21 protein-coding genes are annotated in these 18050 nt (G+C 53.9%); 14 read left to right on the top strand and 7 right to left on the bottom strand.

Features of this window, described 5'->3' with window-relative positions; translation table 11 throughout:
- Positions 1-147: 147 nt before the first annotated feature.
- The 7 genes from rfaQ to coaD all read left to right on the top strand — a co-directional run bounded on the left by rfaQ (position 148) and on the right by coaD (position 7039).
- A complete protein-coding gene (gene rfaQ / locus BH714_RS15720; protein ID WP_014168062.1) occupies positions 148-1215 on the top strand; it encodes a putative lipopolysaccharide heptosyltransferase III in 1068 nt (355 codons plus the stop codon).
- A complete protein-coding gene (locus tag BH714_RS15715; RefSeq protein ID WP_040018388.1) occupies positions 1215-2342 on the top strand; it encodes a glycosyltransferase family 4 protein in 1128 nt (375 codons plus the stop codon). The genes rfaQ and BH714_RS15715 overlap by 1 nt, the downstream gene beginning before the upstream one ends.
- A gap of 2 nt (positions 2343-2344) precedes the next feature.
- The gene (locus BH714_RS15710; RefSeq protein WP_040018387.1) at positions 2345-3442 is read left to right on the top strand and encodes a glycosyltransferase; all 1098 of its coding nucleotides are present in this window, start codon (positions 2345-2347) and stop codon (positions 3440-3442) included.
- A 14-nt stretch (positions 3443-3456) separates the two neighbouring features.
- Complete coding sequence (locus tag BH714_RS15705; RefSeq protein WP_020882686.1) at positions 3457-4446, top strand: glycosyltransferase; 990 nt, start codon at positions 3457-3459, stop codon at positions 4444-4446.
- A gap of 65 nt (positions 4447-4511) precedes the next feature.
- Complete coding sequence (gene waaA, locus BH714_RS15700; protein ID WP_040018385.1) at positions 4512-5786, top strand: lipid IV(A) 3-deoxy-D-manno-octulosonic acid transferase; 1275 nt, start codon at positions 4512-4514, stop codon at positions 5784-5786.
- Positions 5786-6556: a glycosyltransferase family 2 protein gene (locus BH714_RS15695; protein ID WP_040018384.1), complete on the top strand. Its 771-nt coding sequence runs from the start codon at positions 5786-5788 to the stop codon at positions 6554-6556. The genes waaA and BH714_RS15695 overlap by 1 nt, the downstream gene beginning before the upstream one ends.
- A gap of 3 nt (positions 6557-6559) precedes the next feature.
- Positions 6560-7039, top strand: coding sequence for a pantetheine-phosphate adenylyltransferase (gene coaD, locus BH714_RS15690; RefSeq protein WP_014168056.1), 480 nt, complete (start codon positions 6560-6562; stop codon positions 7037-7039).
- Between the two features lie 2 nt (positions 7040-7041).
- Here the strand turns inward: coaD and mutM are convergent, their stop codons facing one another.
- The 4 genes from mutM to radC form a co-directional block, all read right to left on the bottom strand.
- Entirely contained in the window at positions 7042-7851 is an 810-nt protein-coding gene (mutM, locus tag BH714_RS15685) for a bifunctional DNA-formamidopyrimidine glycosylase/DNA-(apurinic or apyrimidinic site) lyase (RefSeq protein ID WP_032679319.1), read from the bottom strand.
- A gap of 74 nt (positions 7852-7925) precedes the next feature.
- Positions 7926-8093, bottom strand: coding sequence for a 50S ribosomal protein L33 (rpmG, locus tag BH714_RS15680; protein WP_003024094.1), 168 nt, complete (start codon positions 8091-8093; stop codon positions 7926-7928).
- A 22-nt stretch (positions 8094-8115) separates the two neighbouring features.
- Positions 8116-8352: a 50S ribosomal protein L28 gene (gene rpmB, locus BH714_RS15675; protein ID WP_002436699.1), complete on the bottom strand. Its 237-nt coding sequence runs from the start codon at positions 8350-8352 to the stop codon at positions 8116-8118.
- 217 nt (positions 8353-8569) lie between these two features.
- A complete protein-coding gene (gene radC / locus BH714_RS15670; protein ID WP_020882690.1) occupies positions 8570-9235 on the bottom strand; it encodes a RadC family protein in 666 nt (221 codons plus the stop codon).
- 172 nt (positions 9236-9407) lie between these two features.
- Here radC and coaBC point away from each other — a divergent pair, with 172 nt between their 5' ends.
- From coaBC to slmA, 3 genes are all read left to right on the top strand, one after another.
- A complete protein-coding gene (coaBC, locus tag BH714_RS15665; RefSeq protein WP_025206464.1) occupies positions 9408-10619 on the top strand; it encodes a bifunctional phosphopantothenoylcysteine decarboxylase/phosphopantothenate--cysteine ligase CoaBC in 1212 nt (403 codons plus the stop codon).
- Positions 10597-11055: a dUTP diphosphatase gene (gene dut / locus BH714_RS15660; RefSeq protein ID WP_014168052.1), complete on the top strand. Its 459-nt coding sequence runs from the start codon at positions 10597-10599 to the stop codon at positions 11053-11055. The genes coaBC and dut overlap by 23 nt, the downstream gene beginning before the upstream one ends.
- 120 nt (positions 11056-11175) lie before the next feature.
- On the top strand, positions 11176-11772 hold the full coding sequence (slmA, locus tag BH714_RS15655; RefSeq protein ID WP_020882692.1) for a nucleoid occlusion factor SlmA: 597 nt from the start codon (positions 11176-11178) through the stop codon (positions 11770-11772).
- A gap of 39 nt (positions 11773-11811) precedes the next feature.
- On the opposite strand, the gene pyrE is transcribed toward slmA, so the two are convergent.
- Together pyrE and rph are read right to left on the bottom strand one after the other, a co-directional pair.
- Positions 11812-12453, bottom strand: coding sequence for an orotate phosphoribosyltransferase (gene pyrE / locus BH714_RS15650; protein WP_014168048.1), 642 nt, complete (start codon positions 12451-12453; stop codon positions 11812-11814).
- 68 nt (positions 12454-12521) lie between these two features.
- Entirely contained in the window at positions 12522-13238 is a 717-nt protein-coding gene (gene rph / locus BH714_RS15645; protein ID WP_040018383.1) for a ribonuclease PH, read from the bottom strand.
- 124 nt (positions 13239-13362) lie between these two features.
- Here rph and BH714_RS15640 point away from each other — a divergent pair, with 124 nt between their 5' ends.
- On the top strand, positions 13363-14226 hold the full coding sequence (locus tag BH714_RS15640) for a YicC/YloC family endoribonuclease (RefSeq protein WP_020882693.1): 864 nt from the start codon (positions 13363-13365) through the stop codon (positions 14224-14226).
- 251 nt (positions 14227-14477) lie between these two features.
- The gene (locus BH714_RS15635; RefSeq protein ID WP_020882694.1) at positions 14478-15095 is read left to right on the top strand and encodes a trimeric intracellular cation channel family protein; all 618 of its coding nucleotides are present in this window, start codon (positions 14478-14480) and stop codon (positions 15093-15095) included.
- 68 nt (positions 15096-15163) lie between these two features.
- On the opposite strand, the gene ligB is transcribed toward BH714_RS15635, so the two are convergent.
- Positions 15164-16834: an NAD-dependent DNA ligase LigB gene (gene ligB / locus BH714_RS15630; RefSeq protein ID WP_040018381.1), complete on the bottom strand. Its 1671-nt coding sequence runs from the start codon at positions 16832-16834 to the stop codon at positions 15164-15166.
- Between the two features lie 251 nt (positions 16835-17085).
- Here ligB and gmk point away from each other — a divergent pair, with 251 nt between their 5' ends.
- Together gmk and rpoZ are read left to right on the top strand one after the other, a co-directional pair.
- Positions 17086-17709 carry a guanylate kinase gene (gene gmk / locus BH714_RS15625; RefSeq protein WP_014168044.1) on the top strand — a complete coding sequence of 208 codons (624 nt, stop codon included), beginning with the start codon at positions 17086-17088 and terminating at the stop codon, positions 17707-17709.
- A gap of 54 nt (positions 17710-17763) precedes the next feature.
- The gene (rpoZ, locus tag BH714_RS15620; protein WP_000135058.1) at positions 17764-18039 is read left to right on the top strand and encodes a DNA-directed RNA polymerase subunit omega; all 276 of its coding nucleotides are present in this window, start codon (positions 17764-17766) and stop codon (positions 18037-18039) included.
- The last annotated feature ends 11 nt before the right edge of the window (positions 18040-18050 follow it).

The following is an 18050-nucleotide window of genomic DNA, read 5'->3' as shown; positions in this document are numbered from 1 at the left end:
GAGTCCGTAAGACGTAAGAGTGAGGGCTATGTTACGCACTCTGCGAAGCAGGAGTAAACCCTTCCAGGGAAATTCCTGACATTATGGAGAAAGAGTGCAAGTCGCCATCAGGTCTATTAGAATTGCTGACAGTATACCGCTGATAAGATGATGATGATTAACCTACTCGACACGCCTGATTTACGTATTTTACTTATCAAACTTCGACATCATGGCGACATGTTACTCACAACTCCGGTCATTAATTCGTTACGTCAAAAATGGCCCACGGCGCAAATCGATGTTCTTCTTTATGAAGAGACACGCGATATGCTCGCCGCGCATCCGGCGATCGGCACCATCTACGGTATAGATCGTAAATGGAAGCAGCTCGGCACCCTGAAACATTTGCAAAAAGAGTGGCAGTTACTCTGTGCCTTAAGAGCGCAGCGTTATCATCTGGTGATTAACCTTGCCGATCAGTGGCGTAGCGCCATTGTCACCCGTTTCACCGGCGCGCCAGTACGCCTCGGGTTCGCGTTTAACAAGCGAAAAAACGCGTTCTGGCGTTTTTGTCATACCGATTTGGTTTCCGTCGCCAATCACCCGTCGCTCCATACCGTTGAGCAAAATCTTTCTATTCTTTCACCGTTGCCCGTCCCGGCTCAGCCAGACGTCACTATGGCCTACCGCGCAGAGGACTGGGATCGTGCGCGCCAGCTACTGACGCAACAGGGTGTGGCTGATAACTACGTGGTGATCCAGCCAACGTCACGCTGGTTCTTTAAGTGCTGGGACGAAGGCAAGATGGCGCAAACCATCACGGCACTCCAGCAGGATGGCCACACAGTGGTTCTCACCGCAGGCCCGGATAAAAAAGAGCTGGCGATGATAGACCGCATTCTCGCCGCGGCGCCAAAAACGGGCGTAGTCTCACTGGCCGGTCAACTCACGTTGCGCCAGCTGGCATCACTTATCGATCATGCACGCCTCTTTATTGGCGTCGATTCCGTTCCGATGCACATGGCCGCCGCGCTTCAGACGCCGTGCATTGCTCTCTTCGGCCCGTCAAAACGGGTGTTCTGGTCGCCATGGCAGGTCAACGGTGAAGTCATCTGGGCTGGCGATTTTGGCCCACTTCCCGACCCGGACGCCATTGATACCAAAACAACTGAACGCTATCTCGACGCCATTCCCGTTGATGTCGTGGTCTCCGCCGCCAGGAGATACCTGTAATGAAACACCATCGTTTAGCGATTGTTCGCCAAAAATACCGTCCTGATGGCGGGGCGGAACGCTTCGTTTCCCGCGCACTTACCGCACTGAGCAACCAAAACCTGGAGCTCAACGTCATCACGCGTGAGTGGCAGGGGGAGAAGCAGGACGACTGGCATATCCATATTTGCGACCCGCGTAAATGGGGCCGAATCAGTCGCGAACGCGGGTTTGCACATGCCGCGCGTGCGCTGTGGGAACAGCAGCAGTTTGACATTGTGCAGAGCCACGAGCGTATTCCTGGCTGCGATATTTACCGCGCAGGGGATGGCGTGCACCGGCGTTGGCTGCTGCAGCGTGCGCGCATTCTGCCTGCCTGGCGTGCACAACTTCTGATGCACGATCGCTACCATCGCTACGTCATGCACGTCGAACGTGAAATGTATCAGGCTCCTGAATTGAAAGCCGTTATCTGCAACGCGGAGATGATCAAACGCGAAATCATCGAAGACTTTGATATTGACGCAAAAAAGATACATGTGATTTATAATTCAATTGATTCCAGCCGCTTCGTTCCGGCAACCGAAGGACAGCGCGCTGCACTGCGTCGGCAGCTCGGATTGCCTGTCGATGCCGTGGTGTTGTGTTTCGTCGGGTCAGGTTTTGAACGTAAGGGACTGGCCAGCGCTATCCGCGCTATCGCGGGCACACCCGCGTGGCTGATTGTGGTTGGACAGGATAAAGCAGAAAGTCGTTACCGTGCCCTCGCCCGTTCATTGGGCTGTGAGGGGCAAATTCGCTTCCTGGGGATGCAAAAAGAGACACTGCCATTTTACCAGGTATCCGATGGATTACTGCTGCCAACGCTGTATGATCCTTTTCCAAACGTCATTCTTGAAGCGATGGCCTGCGGTTTGCCCGTCATTACTTCAGTGAGTTGCGGTGGTGCAGAGTTTATTGAGCAAGGTCAGAATGGCTTTTACTGTGATGCACTTGATATCAGCAGATTGAAGGAGGCAGTCATGACCCTTCCATCTTTGGATAAGAATAACGATATGGGGCGGGCAGCGCGTGAGCGCGTAAAAGAAGCGACCCCAGAAAAATTATCAAGTCAGCTTATTTCGCTTTATCAAAAATTACTGGATTAAAAATGCGCATCCTAATGATTATTGATGGTTTGCCCGGTGGAGGAGCCGAAAAAACGGTTCTCACCCTCTCCAGCGGATTGATAGAAATGGGGCATCAGGTCTCCCTTTTCTCCCTGCGAAAGGTGTGCGACTACGCCATCCCGGCAGGCATTGATTATCAGGTCATTCAGGATACGAGTAAAAAGCCCTGGAGAAAGCTCACCGAGATCCCGCGCCGGGCGCAACTGCTGGACAATGCCATTGAGCAGGCTGAGCGCAGCGGGAAGTTCGACGTCATATTCTCGCACCTGCATAAAACCGATCGTATTGTGGCGCACAGTCGTGCGCTGGATCGCGATAAGGTCTGGTTCTGCGTGCATGGCATGTTCTCATTCTCCTACCTGCGTCATCGCCACGGCCTTTCACGCTGGTTTAAGCATTACAAAATTCGTCATACCTACGAAAACCGAAACGTTGTCGCCGTCTCCGCCGCCGTGCTGAAAGATCTCTCAGAGACGCTGTCCATCGACCTTCGTCGCAAAGCGGTTATCCATAATCCCTTTGATATTCCTGAAATCCAGCGTCTGGCGGATGCGCCTTTTGAGATGCAGGGGCAGGATTACATTATTCACGTGGGTCGTTTTCATGAACATAAACGCCACGACCGCCTTCTGCGTGCCTATGCGCAGAGCAAAATAGACGCATCGCTGGTGATGATGGGCAACGGTTCTGACACCAAAATTCAACAGCTTAAACAGTTAGCGAAAGAACTCGGGATCGAAGACGAGGTTATTTTCCGCCCCTTCGAGTCCAACCCTTATCCGTGGATTAAAGGCGCACGGCTTTTAGTGTTAAGTTCTGACTGTGAAGGTTTTGGTAACGTACTGGTAGAATCCATCATCTGCCAGACGCCACCTGTCAGTACGAACTGTCCTGGCGGGCCCGCTGAAATCCTCACGGGTACGCTGGCGCGCGGGCTGTCGGAGATGAATGACGAATCACTGGCGAAAACACTGGCCGATCTCTATACCTCCCCGCCTGTCGTTGATAGCGCAACGATCGCGTCGTTCGGGATAAATGCCATTTGCCAGCAATATGTTGCGTTGGTAGACAATCAATAATAATCAGGTTTCTTATGCAAAATTCAGCGCCATTATTAAGCGTGGTGGTTGCCGTTTATAACGGCGAAGCTTTCCTGGATCAGTTCTTTACCTGCCTTGCGAATCAACAGATCGACAGTATGGAAGTCATCATCGTCAATGATGGCTCCACGGACAGTTCGATGCAGATAGTCGAAACCTGGCGTGAAAAACTGCCGCAAATGCAGGTTATCGAACAGGAAAATCAGGGTGTATCCATTGCGCGCAATACCGGTCTGGCCGTCGCTACCGGCCAATATCTCTCTTTCCCGGATATTGATGATGTCTTTAAGCCCGGCATGTATCAGCGCTTGCTTGATATGGCCGTCACGCAGAATCTGGATGTCGCCACCTGCAACGGAAACTACGTCTGGGAAAACAATAAGAAGCCTTCACGGCCGATTTTCCCGGAAGACAAGCTGGCCTCGACAGGTGTCATGACCGGTGCGGCCTGGTTAAAAAAAGCGCTCGACTCACGCAAGTTTCTGCATGTGACCTGGCTGAATATCTATCGCCACGACTTTATTCGTCAGAACGGTTTTCGTTTTGAGCCCGGCCTGCGTCATCAGGATATCCCGTGGACTACCGAAGTCTTGCTCGCAGCTGACCGCGTGCAATACACCAGTGAACGTTTTTACGACTATTACATTCACTCCGCATCGGTTTCTCATATGCCGGACAATGATGACACGCTGATTCGCTCGGCGCGCCATTACATGAAAATTCTGCAGATGCTGGATGCCATCAACCAGCGTTACCCGGAAAAAGTGAAAGATATCCCCGCCTGCCACTGGCAAATCGCCAAAGAGGGGCTTGGGATCATTCATACCTTCGACAATATGAAGGATGTACAGAAGAAGTCGATGATAATAAAAGAGTTCTTCGACACGGGTATCTGGAGGCTTATCTGGAAAAGTGCCAAAAGCCCCCGTTTGCGCTGGCGCCTGGGCCGACGCTACTTCCGTTTAAAACGGTATCTGGCATAAGAGATAGCTTTACCCGGCTTAAATGCTTAGAATTTCCCCGCCGAAACTAAAAAACGGATAATCGCTTGGAATTGTTGTATACCGCCCTGCTCTACATCATCCAGCCACTGGTGTGGCTGCGACTGTTGCTTCGTAGCCGTAAAGCGCCTGCGTATCGTAAACGCTGGGCTGAACGCTATGGTTACTGCCGCAATAAAGTCGTGCCGGACGGTATTTTGCTGCATTCCGTTTCTGTGGGCGAAACGCTGGCGGCGATCCCGCTGGTTCGCGCCCTTCGTCACCGCTATCCGTCACTGCCGATCACGGTCACGACCATGACGCCGACGGGGTCTGAACGCGCATTATCGGCGTTCGGTAAAGACGTTCAACACGTCTATTTGCCTTACGACCTGCCTTGCGCCATGAACCGCTTCCTGAATACCGTTCGCCCGAAACTGGTGATCGTCATGGAAACCGAGCTGTGGCCAAATATGATTTCCGCCCTGCATGCCCGTAAAATTCCGCTGGTGATTGCCAACGCGCGCCTTTCAGAGCGCTCGGCGAAAGGTTACGGCAAGTTAGGTAAATTTATGCGCCGCCTGCTCAGCCGAATTACGCTGATTGCCGCGCAGAATGAAGAAGACGCGGCGCGCTTTCTCGCTCTGGGCCTGAAACGCAACCAGCTTGCGGTGACGGGTAGCCTGAAGTTCGATATCTCCGTCACGCCTGAACTCGCCGCCCGTGCGATTACGCTACGTCGCCAGTGGGCACCGCGTCGCCAGGTGTGGATTGCAACCAGCACTCATGACGGCGAAGAAGCCATTATCCTGCAGACCCATCGTAAGCTGCTGGAAAAATTCCCCGATTTGCTGCTGATTCTGGTCCCCCGTCACCCCGAACGTTTTAAAGATGCGCGTGAGATGGTGCAGAAAGGCGGCTTCAGCTTTACCCTGCGCAGCAGCGGTGAGATCCCCTCCGGCAGCACTCAGGTGGTGATTGGCGATACAATGGGCGAGCTGATGCTGCTTTACGGCATTGCCGATCTGGCTTTTGTTGGCGGCAGCCTTGTGGAGCGCGGCGGCCATAATCCGCTTGAGCCGGCCGCACACGCCATTCCGGTGCTGATGGGCCCACACACGTTTAACTTCAAAGATATCTGCGCTAAATTGCAGCAAGCCGACGGGTTAATTACCGTGACCGACGCGGACTCGGTGGTCAAAGAGGTCTCAACCCTTCTGACCGACGAAGACTACCGCCTCTGGTATGGTCGCCATGCTGTCGAAGTGCTGCATCAGAACCAGGGCGCACTCACTCGTCTGCTGCAACTTCTGCAACCTTATCTGCCTCAGCGGAGCCACTAATGTCAACGCGTCTGTCGGTCGTGATGATCGCCAAAAACGCCGCCGACCTGCTTCCGGACTGCCTGGCCTCCGTCGCCTGGGCTGACGAAATTGTCCTTCTCGACTCCGGCAGCGAGGACAACACGGTGGATGTCGCCCGTGCCGCGGGTGCAAAGGTCTTTATCGATACCGACTGGCAAGGCTACGGCATCCAGCGACAGCGCGCGCAGCGCTATGCTACTGGCAATTACGTGCTGATGCTGGACACTGACGAGCGCATCACACCTGAGCTCCGCCAGGCCATTCAGGCGGTGCTGGCAGCACCTCAGCCTGGCGCGGTATACAGCATTGCACGTCGCAACTATTTTCTTGGCCGCTTTATGCGCCACAGCGGCTGGTATCCAGATCGCGTAATGCGCCTCTACGAGCGTGAGCGATATCAGTACAACGATAATCTGGTCCATGAATCCCTGGCATGCGACAGCGCCCCCGTCATTCCTCTGACGGGCGATCTGCTGCATCTGACCTGCCGGGATTTCGCCAGCTTCCAGCGCAAACAGCTTAACTATGCCACCGCATGGGCGCATGAGCGCCACCTGCGCGGCAAGAAGGCCACGCTGACCGGTATTTTCACCCACACGCTGGGGGCATTTCTGAAAACGCTGCTGCTGCGAGGCGGCGTGCTGGACGGTAAACAGGGGTGGTTACTGGCGGTGGTGAATGCCCAGTATACTTTCAACAAATACACCGAGCTGTGGGCGCTTTGCCGCGGCTACTCAGAGAAAACGTGAGCCATGAGCACAAAAGCGATTTATCCGGGTACCTTTGATCCCATCACCAACGGTCATCTTGACATCATCACCCGTGCGGCATGCATGTTTGATAAGGTGATTCTGGCGATCGCCGCCAGCCCCAGTAAGAAACCCATGTTCGACCTCAATGAGCGCGTTGCACTTGCCACTGACGCTATCTCACATCTGCCAAACGTTGAGGTGGTGGGCTTCAGCGATCTGATGGCCAACTTCGCCCGTGCCCGGCAGGCTAACATTTTGATCCGTGGGTTACGCGCGGTGGCTGACTTCGAATACGAAATGCAGCTGGCGCACATGAACCGCCACCTGATGCCAGAGCTGGAGAGCGTGTTCCTGATGCCCTCCAAAGAGTGGTCGTTTATCTCTTCTTCGCTGGTCAAAGAGGTGGCGCGTCATCACGGTGACGTGACCCATTTCCTGCCGGCTAACGTCCATCAGGCGTTGATGGAAAAATTAAAGTAGCCCTATTTCTGGCACTGACGGCAATAGAACGTGGCGCGCTGAGCGTGCTTCGTTGCAATAATCGGTGTCCCACAGACTCTGCACGGCTCACCCTTACGGCCATATACCTGCAGCTCCTGGGCAAAATAGCCGGGTTTACCGTCGCTCTGCAGGAAGTCCTTCAGGGTGGTCCCCCCTTGCTCAATAGAACGCAACAGCACCGCTTTAATCACCCGGACCAGCAGTTCACACTCCTGAGATGACAGCGATGAGGCCAGCCGATCGGGATGGATCCCGGCGGCAAACAGCGATTCGCTGGCATAAATATTCCCTACTCCCACCACCAGCTTATTGTCCATCAGCCACGGTTTGATCGGGGTTTTCTTCTTTGCACACTTCGCTTTCAGGTATTCCGCGTTAAATGCCTCTGAGAGCGGCTCTGGCCCCAGATGCGCCAGAACGCTGTGTCCTTCAAGCTCTTTGGTCCACAGCCATGCGCCAAAGCGTCGTGGGTCGGTGTAACGCAGCACTTTACCGTTGCTCATCACCAGATCGACATGGTCATGCTTTTCCGCGGGCAGTTCTTCGGTAAGGATGCGCAGACTACCAGACATACCGAGATGGATGATAATCCAGCCGTCGGGCAGCTCCAGCAGCAGATATTTGGCGCGACGCTGGACGCTGAGAATCGGTTTATCGCTTAAGGCATGAATTTCATCGGACACCGGCCAACGCAGGCGACCGTTGCGAACGATAGCATGAAGAATAGTCGCGCCGACCAGATGCGGCTCAATACCGCGGCGGCTGGTCTCTACCTCAGGTAATTCAGGCATGGTTCCTCCGGAGTAAGATGCAGAATGCAAAAAACCCCGCAGTTGCGGGGTTTTTCAATACAAGGAGGCTAAAATTATTTGATTTTAGCTTCTTTGTACAGTACGTGCTGGCGTACAACTGGATCGAATTTTTTCAGTTCCAGTTTTTCCGGCTTAGTACGTTTGTTCTTCGTGGTGGTGTAGAAGTGACCTGTACCAGCAGAAGAAACCAGCTTGATTTTCTCGCGAATACCTTTAGCCATGATTTATTTCCTCTTTAAGTACTTAGTACTTTTCGCCACGGGCACGCAGTTCGGACAGAACTGTATCAATGCCTTTCTTATCGATTACACGCATACCTTTAGCAGATACGCGCAGGGTGACAAAACGCTTCTCGCTCTCAACCCAGAAACGGTGAGAGTGCAGGTTCGGCAGGAAACGGCGTTTAGTCGCGTTCAGTGCGTGGGAACGGTTGTTACCGGTCACCGGACGCTTGCCAGTAACTTGGCAGACTCGGGACATGTCTATTCTCCAAAAATCAAATTAGCTCGAGCTTCGTATGGGGTATCGGCGCCTCGTCAGGCTTTACAGCCCGGTCATCGCATAGTTCTATTGAACTCTCGATTGCCAGGCCCAAATGCCAAACCCGAGATTCTCAAAGGTGGCGTAGTATACGCTGACTCGGCGGTGTGCTCAAGTCCCGAACAGACAAAGATCCCGATGGATCGCGAGAAATAGCCTAAATCCAGCCATGTTCTGCAAAAGAAATGTACTCGCCGCGACCAATTATCAGATGGTCGAGCACACGAATGTCCATGAATTGACAGCATTTGATAATGCGTTCGGTCATCTCTTTGTCAGCTCTGCTTGGTTCAGCACAGCCAGAAGGGTGATTATGCGCGAGTATCACGCCGGCTGCATTCACTTTTATCGCTTCCCGCACAATTTCTCGCGGATGAACCTCAACGTGGCTCAGTGTTCCGGAAAAAAGACGGCTATGTTTTAGTACCCGGTTCCTGTTATCAAGAAAGATCACCATAAAGATCTCGCGCTCCAAATCTGATAGCTGGCTCTGGAGAAATACGCGTGTCATATCCGGGGTGAGTATGGGATCTTCCTCTTCCATACGGACGTCGTAAAAACGGCGGGCCAGTTCAGCAATCCCCCTCAGTTGGGCGAACTTCGCCACGCCAATTCCTTCGACGTGCCTGAATTCCGTCAGATCCGCCGTCAATAAGCCATACAGCGAACCAAAATGGTCGATGAGCTCTTTTGCCAGCGTAAATACCGTTTTGCCGGGCGTTCCGGTGCGTAAAAAGAGTGCCAGCAACTCGTCGTCCTTTAACAACGTGACGCCATAGCGCAGCATTTTTTCACGCGGTAGCAGCAGTTCAGTCTCTTCCATGCCTGTCTCCTTCGGTTTGCCATCATGCTGCCACAGCCGCCCCCGGCGCTCGACGCCCACTTTTCATTCCTGCGTAACGCCTCGCAAACTGGCCGAAGGACAAAATCACCCCCTTTTTGGGATTGTGATAAAATGCCCGCTCTCTGGTGAAACCCAACAGGAAAGAATCATGATGAGCCTGGCCGGTAAAAAAATCGTTCTTGGCGTGAGCGGCGGTATCGCTGCCTATAAAGCGCCGGAGCTGGTGCGTCGTTTGCGCGAGCGCGGGGCGGATGTGCGGGTCGCGATAACGGAAGGCGGCAAAGCCTTTATCACGCCTCTGAGCCTGCAGGCCGTTTCAGGGTACCCCGTCTCTGACAGCCTCCTTGATCCGGCCGCCGAAGCCGCGATGGGCCATATTGAGCTGGGAAAATGGGCAGACCTGGTTATCCTTGCCCCCGCCACAGCAGATTTAATTGCCCGCGTAGCAGCCGGCATGGCAAACGATCTGGTCTCGACCATTTGCCTGGCCACGCCCGCACCTGTTGCCGTCGTCCCCGCGATGAACCAGCAGATGTACCGCAACGCCGCCACCCAACATAATCTGACGACGCTGGCCTCACGCGGCCTGCTCATCTGGGGGCCGGACAGCGGTAGCCAGGCATGTGGTGATGTGGGTCCTGGTCGTATGCTTGACCCGCTGACCATCGTTGAGCTGGCCGCCGGCCATTTTTCGCCTGTCAACGATCTGCAACATCTCAACATCATGATTACCGCGGGCCCAACGCGCGAGCCGCTGGACCCGGTGCGTTACATTACCAACCATAGCTCCGGTAAAATGGGCTTTGCGATTGCTGCCGCGGCGGCAAAACGCGGTGCAAAGGTCACGCTGGTGAGCGGCCCGGTCTCGTTACCGACACCACCGTTCGTGCAGCGTATTGATGTCACCACCGCCCTGGAGATGGACGCCGCCGTACAGGCGCATGCGCAGAACCAGCAGATTTTTATCGGCTGTGCGGCTGTTGCAGATTACCGTGCCGAAACCATTTCCGGGTCAAAAATTAAAAAGCAAGGCGATGAATTAACACTAAAAATGGTGAAAAATCCGGACATTGTTGCGGGTGTCGCCGCACTGAAAAGCCATCGTCCTTACGTTGTTGGGTTTGCCGCAGAAACAAATAATGTGGAAGAATATGCCCGGCAAAAACGTACCCGCAAAAACCTCGATTTGATTTGCGCGAACGACGTATCGCTGGCCACGCAAGGATTTAACAGCGACAGCAACGCACTGCACCTTTTCTGGCAGGATGGAGATAAAGTCTTACCGCTTGAGCGCAAGGAACTCCTGGGCCAACAATTACTGGACGAGATCGTTACCCGTTATGATGAAAAAAATCGACGTTAAGATTCTGGACCCGCGTGTTGGTAAGCAATTTGCGCTGCCAACCTATGCCACCTCCGGCTCTGCCGGTCTTGACCTGCGCGCCTGTCTCGATGACGCCGTAGAGCTGGCTCCGGGTGCAACCACCCTGATCCCAACCGGCCTGGCAATCCACATTGCTGACCCGTCGCTGGCAGCGGTGATCCTGCCGCGTTCTGGTCTGGGTCATAAGCATGGAGTGGTACTGGGTAACCTGGTCGGCCTGATCGACTCTGACTACCAGGGTCAACTGATGGTTTCCGTCTGGAACCGTGGTCAGGACAGCTTCACCATTGAACCGGGCGAGCGTATCGCACAGATGGTCTTTGTACCGGTGGTTCAGGCAGAATTTAACCTGGTGGAAGACTTTGACGCCACCGACCGTGGCGAAGGCGGCTTCGGCCATTCCGGGCGCAAATAACCGCCCGACCGACACGTATCTCACAGCGCCATAATGCAATAACAAACCGCAAACGTCAGTTTGCGGTCGCTGTGTGGATGCCAGCCTGGCAAGTGCTTATTTTCAGGGGTATTTTGTAACATGGCAGAAAAACAAACCGCGAAAAGGAACCGTCGCGAAGAAATACTTCAATCTCTGGCGCTGATGCTTGAATCCAGCGATGGTAGTCAACGCATCACCACCGCAAAACTGGCCGCCTCCGTGGGCGTGTCTGAAGCGGCGTTGTATCGTCATTTTCCGAGCAAAACCCGGATGTTTGACAGTCTGATCGAATTTATCGAAGACAGTCTGATCACTCGCATCAACCTGATTCTGAAAGACGAAAAAGACACGACTGCGCGTTTGCGTCTGATTGTGCAGCTCATTCTGGGCTTTGGTGAACGCAATCCGGGCTTAACCCGTATCCTGACTGGCCACGCGCTGATGTTCGAGCAGGACCGATTGCAGGGCCGTATTAACCAGCTCTTCGAACGTATTGAAGCACAACTGCGCCAGGTACTGCGCGAGAAAAAAATGCGTGAGGGTGAAGGTTACAGCACCGATGAAACGCTGCTGGCAAGTCAGATCCTGTCGTTTTGCGAAGGCATGCTCTCCCGCTTTGTACGCAGCGAGTTTAAATACCGTCCAACGGACGATTTTGACGCCCGTTGGCCGTTAGTGGCGGCACAGCTGCAATAATCTTCAGGCCCGGTAAGCAGAACGCCACCGGGCTTGATATTACACGCCGAAAGCTTCGCGATACCCACGTACCGCAGCCAGATGATCCGCCATCTCAGGCTTCTCTTCCAGATACGCAATCAGGTCTTTCAGGGTGATGATCGACGTCACTTTACAGCCGTAATCGCGCTCAACTTCCTGGATAGCAGAGATTTCGCCACGCCCGCGTTCCTGACGATCCAAAGAGATCAGCACGCCAGCAAGCGTAGCGCCGTTAGCCTGAATAATCTCCATCGATTCGCGAATAGCGGTACCGGCAGTGATCACATCGTCCACCAGCATAACGCGACCCTGCAGCGCGCTGCCTACCAGATTACCGCCTTCACCGTGGGTTTTAGCCTCTTTACGGTTAAAGCAGTACGGTACGTCGCGGTCGTGGTGTTCCGCCAGCGCAACCGCAGTGGTAGTGGCAATCGGAATGCCTTTATAGGCCGGGCCAAACAGCAGGTCAAAATCAATGCCGGAGTCCACCAGCGCTTCGGCATAGAAACGGCCTAACAATGCCAGATCGCGCCCGGTATTAAACAGTCCGGCGTTGAAGAAATAGGGGCTCTTACGCCCGGATTTCAGCGTAAACTCGCCAAATTTCAGGACCTGCTTGTTAAGCGCAAACTCAATAAACTCACGCTGCCAGGATTTCATGGGCTTACTCCTCCGACTTTTGCTTTTGTACGAACAAAAAAAAGGCGACTCATCAGTCGCCTTTAAAATCAATTTTCTAACGCCGCCTTCTGCGTCGTTACGATAGATTCAATTCCCCCTCGGGCCAAAGCCAGCAAGGTAAGAAGCTCTTCATGGGTGAACGGCTCATCTTCTGCCGTGCCCTGCACCTCAATGATGCGACCGTCTTCAGTCATCACCACGTTCATGTCAGTCTCGGCAGCGGAATCTTCGACGTATTCCAGATCGCAAAGCGCTTCACCGTTAACGATACCCACGGAAACAGCCGCGACCATCCCTTTCATCGGATTCGTTTTCAGCTTACCGGCTGCAACCAGCTTATTCAGGGCATCAGCCAGCGCCACACATGCACCGGTAATCGACGCCGTACGCGTACCACCGTCTGCCTGAATGACGTCGCAGTCCAGAGTAATGGTAAATTCACCCAGTGTTTTCAGATCAACGGCGGCGCGCAGCGCACGTGCGATCAGACGCTGGATTTCCATGGTACGGCCGCCCTGCTTGCCTTTTGCCGCTTCGCGGGCGTTACGGGTATGGGTTGCACGCGGCAACATGCCATATTCCGCAGTGATCCAGCCCTGGCCCTGACCTTTCAGGAAGCGTGGAACGCCCTCTTCGATGGACGCGGTGCACAGCACTTTGGTGTCACCAAACTCAACCAGCACGGAGCCTTCTGCGTGTTTTGTATAGTTACGGGTCAGAGTGACGGGACGCACCTGATTGGCGCTACGACCTGCTGGACGCATGATGAAATCTCCGGCTTGAAACGAATGTGGCTGCGCATTATACGGATAAAGGACGCTTATTCCTATCCTGAGAAGCCCCCGAAAGCTATAATCCCCCATCTCTCCTTTAAAAACGGGAATGTCTATGATCCGCAGTATGACCGCCTACGCCCGGCGTGAAATCAAGGGTAGCTGGGGTAGCGCTACATGGGAAATGCGCTCGGTAAACCAGCGCTACCTGGAAACGTATTTCCGTATGCCGGAGCAGTTCCGCAGCCTTGAACCTGTTGTACGCGAGCGTATCCGTGCTCGTCTGACGCGCGGTAAAGTGGAATGTAACCTGCGTTTTGAGCCTGATGCCAGCGCCCAGGGTGAGCTGATCCTCAACGAAAAACTGGCGAAACAGCTCGTCACTGCAGCGAACTGGGTCAAGATGCAAAGCGATGAAGGGGAAATTAACCCGGTCGATATTCTGCGCTGGCCTGGCGTCATGGCCGCCGGTGAGCAGGATCTGGACACGATTGCCGCTGAAATTCTCAGTGCCCTCGACAGCACGCTGGATGACTTTATCATTGCCCGCGAAACTGAAGGCCAGGCCCTCAAAGCGATGATTGAGCAGCGTCTGGAAGGCGTGACCACCGAAGTGGCTAAAGTCCGTACCCATATGCCTGCGGTCCTGCAATGGCAGCGTGAGCGCCTGGTGGCCAAACTGGAAGAAGCGGAAGTTCAGCTGGAAAATACCCGTCTGGAACAAGAGCTGGTGCTGATGGCACAGCGCATTGACGTTGCCGAAGAGCTGGATCGTCTGGAAGCGCACGTTAAAGAGACTTACAACATCCTGAAGAAGAAAGAAGCCGTAGGGCGTCGTCTCGACTTTATGATGCAGGAGTTCAACCGCGAGTCTAACACCCTGGCCTCGAAATCGATCAATGCTGAAGTGACCAACTCCGCCATTGAACTGAAAGTGCTGATTGAGCAGATGCGCGAGCAGATCCAGAATATCGAGTAACGCTTTATTCAAGCCGCTTTCTCATCATGGCCCCGTTCAGGGGCCATTTTTTTATCGGAACAGGCTATCGGCGGCAAACGCCTATAACATGAATAATTGTAATGTGAAAGTTACCGTTTAACGCCATCACACCCAGCCAAACAACGTTTAGTCATTACGAAAAATAAGGCTAACATCCTCACACAAGAAAAACTAAATCGTGACAGACCGCACAAAACGCTACCCTGTTGCCCTCAATATCGGGGGAACACATGCTGCTACATATCCTTTATCTCGTCGGGATCACTGCCGAAGCCATGACCGGTGCACTCGCTGCCGGACGCCGTCGTATGGATACGTTTGGGGTCATCATTATTGCTACCGCCACCGCGCTGGGAGGCGGATCGGTACGTGATATCCTGCTGGGGCATTACCCTCTCGGCTGGGTTAAGCACCCCGAGTACATCATCATTGTGGCTGTCGCCGCAGTGCTGACCACTATCCTTGCTCCTGTAATGCCCCATCTTCGACGTCTGTTTTTAGTACTTGATGCTCTGGGCCTGGTCGTGTTCTCCATCATCGGGGCACAAATTGCGCTGGATATGGGCGAAAGCCCGGTGATTGCCACTATTGCCGCAGTCGTGACGGGCGTATTTGGCGGCGTACTGCGCGATATGTTCTGCAAACGCATTCCCCTGGTCTTTCAAAAAGAGCTCTACGCCGGGATATCCTTTGCATCAGCCGTTCTGTATATCGCTTTACAGCATTATGTTTCCAGCCATGACGTCGTGGTCATCGCCACCTTGTTATTTGGCTTCACGGCTCGCTTGCTTGCGCTGCGCTTGAAACTGGGACTGCCCGTGTTTCATTACACTCAGGACACCCACTGACTGGCCGCTATCTATTCTCCCCAATAAGATAGCGGCGTTTATCAGCCATAAGCGACAGCAAGCTCACGTCAGAATCCTTGCACTCCCTGCTTGCCGAGCCAGGCAACCAGGCCGGCAATGCCAGGATCATGAATAAACGCAACGAGCTGCCGGGCTTTCTCCTTTCCTGTGCCGGGAAGTGCCTGCCAGTCTGCTGCGTTACGCTCACGCATTTTCTGCCACGTCAGGTCTCCCATAGCGTTTAGCGAGGCCTGCGTCAGCGGAACACCCAATGCCATGATCCAACGAATAAAGGGTCGCTCCCGTACCAGATTAAAGCGATGCCAGAGCGCCTGCCCGCGTGCTGCGGAAAACCCCGGGGTAGACTGCAGCTGCGCCTGCGTTAATGTCAGCCATGAGAAGATATGTTCAAAATGATGCGCCTGATGCAGCGCCCGCCAGCCTGACTCACCGACTCCTTCAATATTCAGCACGTGCTTTGAACTAAGCCACGTCAGGCGGGCAAAGAACTGCTCCATACACGCCGGCGAGGCGTAAAAACAGCTCTGCGCATGATAATGCGAGGCCGGGGGTGTGGGCTTTTGTCTCTCTTCCCCCCGCCAGACCACCTTATCGAACCGCGGGATACCCTGCCCGGCCAGACTGACCTGTATCTGATCACCCGTCGCAATATCCAGCCTTTGCCAGCGTTCAACGGACCCAAGACTGACCCGTTGTACCTGCTTATCATCCAGCAGGACAGGGACCAGCGCCGCCACGACTGAGATTTTTCCCGTGCGCCCCACGGCAAAATGAATATCTCTTACTTCGGCGATCTGTGCGACCGGGGGATATTTCCATGCGACGACCCAGCTGCCTTCTCCGGGCAACCAGTTTTCGCCGGGAGGGGCATCCGCGGACCGCACCACAATGCCGTCCGTGGCAAAGGGTAATGCCGTGTTGTGCCACGTCGAGCGCTGTTTCTCGACAGCATCAACAGTCTGTACAGGCAGGGTATAACGCGCCGTCAGGGAAAAGCCGGCTTTAGATAACTCAGACAGCGCACTCGACATCACTTTCGGACCATCCGGCCAGGCCCAGATAAATATCCCTGTCTGGCTCAGAAGCGGATTGTCCTTTTGCCGCATCATCGCGCCCGCCACTTTTGCCCGTGCGTTCATTCCCCCCATCTGTCGCTGAAGATGGTTGTCACGTAACCAAAAAAGCTCCCCCTGTAAGACGCTGTTGGCCAGCGCACCGGTCACTTTTTTGGGCACTGCGGGAATTAAATACACTTGTGCAGTCCAGTCCTCACCTTTTAGCCCATCACCACGACTGATAGCCTGGGTTAACTTTCCGTCGCGATACACCAGCGTCACTGCCACCCCGTCGACTTTTGGCTGCATCCAGAGAGTGTCACGACCACGCATCCACTGGCGTAGCTCTTCTTTACTGGCCGCTTTATGCACTCCCGTATGGGCAACAGGATGTCTTACGCTCCCCGTTAGAACCGGTAAGGCCTCCTCAGAAGGTATATCGCCGAAGCAGCGCTGCCACTGCTTTAAACGGCCATTAAGCTGGTCATAGACGTCGTCATTCACCTCGCTCACGCCCTGCTTCCAGTAGGCATCATCCCAGCGTTTGACTTGCGCACTCAATGTCGCAATCTCTTTCTCTGCTTTTGCCTGAGACCACACGGGACACACCGCCGCACCGTAGCCGCACCACAACAGCATTAATCCGCTCATCCATCGCCACATCGCCACCCCTCCTTTACTTTGGTGGAGGTATAACCCGACACGGAAAACCGTGCTAATGGCCATCTTTCACTCTGCGAGGCGTTGTCAGACGTTTATTTTTATTGCTGCAAAACAGCTGTAAAACCTGAAAACGGCGCGCAAAATTCAATAATGCAGGGGAAAAAGTGTGACAAAGGCTACGTCACACAGCGGCGACGTGTATAATAAGCCCGTATGTAGGACTTCTTCGTTAACACATACAAAAGACTCTCATGGCTCAAGGCACGCTTTATATTGTTTCTGCCCCTAGTGGCGCGGGTAAATCCAGCCTTATTCAGGCACTGTTAAAAACCCAACCGTTGTACGACACACAGGTTTCTGTTTCTCACACCACGCGTAAACCGCGTCCGGGTGAAGTGCACGGTGAACACTATTTCTTTGTTGATCACGATGAATTCAGAGCGATGATTGGCAGAGACGCGTTTCTTGAACACGCAGAAGTTTTCGGTAACTACTACGGCACTTCGCGTGAAACCATTGAGCAGGTTCTGGCCACGGGCGTAAATGTGTTCCTGGATATCGACTGGCAGGGCGCACAGCAGATTCGCAAGAAAATGCCTGATTCACGCAGTATCTTTATTTTACCGCCATCGAAAGATGAGCTGGATCGCCGACTGCGTGGCCGCGGTCAGGACAGCGAGGAAGTGATCGCCCGGCGTATGGAGCAGGCAGTTGCAGAAATGAGCCATTACGCGGAATATGATTACCTTATTGTGAATGATGATTTTGATGCCGCGCTGAGCGATCTCAAAACCATTCTTCGCGCAGAACGCTTGCGTATGAGCCGCCAGAAGCAGCGACATGACGCATTAATCACCAAACTGTTGGCAGACTGAACCCACTTTCAGTATCATGCCCAGTCATTTCTTCACCTGTGGAGCATTTTAAGTATGGCACGCGTAACTGTTCAGGACGCTGTAGAGAAAATTGGTAACCGTTTTGACCTGGTGCTGGTCGCCGCGCGTCGCGCTCGTCAGATGCAGGTAGGCGGTAAAGATCCGCTGGTACCGGAAGAAAACGATAAAACTACCGTTATTGCACTTCGCGAAATCGAAGAAGGTCTGATCAACAATCAGATCCTCGACGTACGTGAGCGCCAGGAGCAGCAAGAGCAGGAAGCCGCAGAACTGCAGGCCGTAACCGCCATTGCTGAAGGTCGTCGTTAATTAAACCTGCG

Origin of the sequence: Enterobacter ludwigii, assembly GCF_001750725.1 — a bacterium.
Classification (GTDB): Bacteria; Pseudomonadota; Gammaproteobacteria; order Enterobacterales; family Enterobacteriaceae; genus Enterobacter; species Enterobacter ludwigii.
Note: the sequence above shows the minus strand (reverse complement) of the source record. Positions and strands in the feature narration are given on the sequence as shown.

Bases quoted from the DNA above. Each gene is read 5' to 3' on its own strand.
- rfaQ (WP_014168062.1), top strand. From the start codon at position 148: ATGATGATGATTAACCTACTCGACACGCCTGATTTACGTATTTTACTT.
- BH714_RS15715 (WP_040018388.1), top strand. From the start codon at position 1,215: ATGAAACACCATCGTTTAGCGATTGTTCGCCAAAAATACCGTCCTGAT.
- BH714_RS15710 (WP_040018387.1), top strand. From the start codon at position 2,345: ATGCGCATCCTAATGATTATTGATGGTTTGCCCGGTGGAGGAGCCGAA.
- BH714_RS15705 (WP_020882686.1), top strand. From the start codon at position 3,457: ATGCAAAATTCAGCGCCATTATTAAGCGTGGTGGTTGCCGTTTATAAC.
- BH714_RS15695 (WP_040018384.1), top strand. From the start codon at position 5,786: ATGTCAACGCGTCTGTCGGTCGTGATGATCGCCAAAAACGCCGCCGAC.
- coaD (WP_014168056.1), top strand. From the start codon at position 6,560: ATGAGCACAAAAGCGATTTATCCGGGTACCTTTGATCCCATCACCAAC.
- mutM (WP_032679319.1), bottom strand. From the start codon at position 7,851: ATGCCTGAATTACCTGAGGTAGAGACCAGCCGCCGCGGTATTGAGCCG.
- rpmG (WP_003024094.1), bottom strand. From the start codon at position 8,093: ATGGCTAAAGGTATTCGCGAGAAAATCAAGCTGGTTTCTTCTGCTGGT.
- rpmB (WP_002436699.1), bottom strand. From the start codon at position 8,352: ATGTCCCGAGTCTGCCAAGTTACTGGCAAGCGTCCGGTGACCGGTAAC.
- radC (WP_020882690.1), bottom strand. From the start codon at position 9,235: ATGGAAGAGACTGAACTGCTGCTACCGCGTGAAAAAATGCTGCGCTAT.
- coaBC (WP_025206464.1), top strand. From the start codon at position 9,408: ATGAGCCTGGCCGGTAAAAAAATCGTTCTTGGCGTGAGCGGCGGTATC.
- dut (WP_014168052.1), top strand. From the start codon at position 10,597: ATGATGAAAAAAATCGACGTTAAGATTCTGGACCCGCGTGTTGGTAAG.
- slmA (WP_020882692.1), top strand. From the start codon at position 11,176: ATGGCAGAAAAACAAACCGCGAAAAGGAACCGTCGCGAAGAAATACTT.
- pyrE (WP_014168048.1), bottom strand. From the start codon at position 12,453: ATGAAATCCTGGCAGCGTGAGTTTATTGAGTTTGCGCTTAACAAGCAG.
- rph (WP_040018383.1), bottom strand. From the start codon at position 13,238: ATGCGTCCAGCAGGTCGTAGCGCCAATCAGGTGCGTCCCGTCACTCTG.
- BH714_RS15640 (WP_020882693.1), top strand. From the start codon at position 13,363: ATGATCCGCAGTATGACCGCCTACGCCCGGCGTGAAATCAAGGGTAGC.
- BH714_RS15635 (WP_020882694.1), top strand. From the start codon at position 14,478: ATGCTGCTACATATCCTTTATCTCGTCGGGATCACTGCCGAAGCCATG.
- ligB (WP_040018381.1), bottom strand. From the start codon at position 16,834: ATGTGGCGATGGATGAGCGGATTAATGCTGTTGTGGTGCGGCTACGGT.
- gmk (WP_014168044.1), top strand. From the start codon at position 17,086: ATGGCTCAAGGCACGCTTTATATTGTTTCTGCCCCTAGTGGCGCGGGT.
- rpoZ (WP_000135058.1), top strand. From the start codon at position 17,764: ATGGCACGCGTAACTGTTCAGGACGCTGTAGAGAAAATTGGTAACCGT.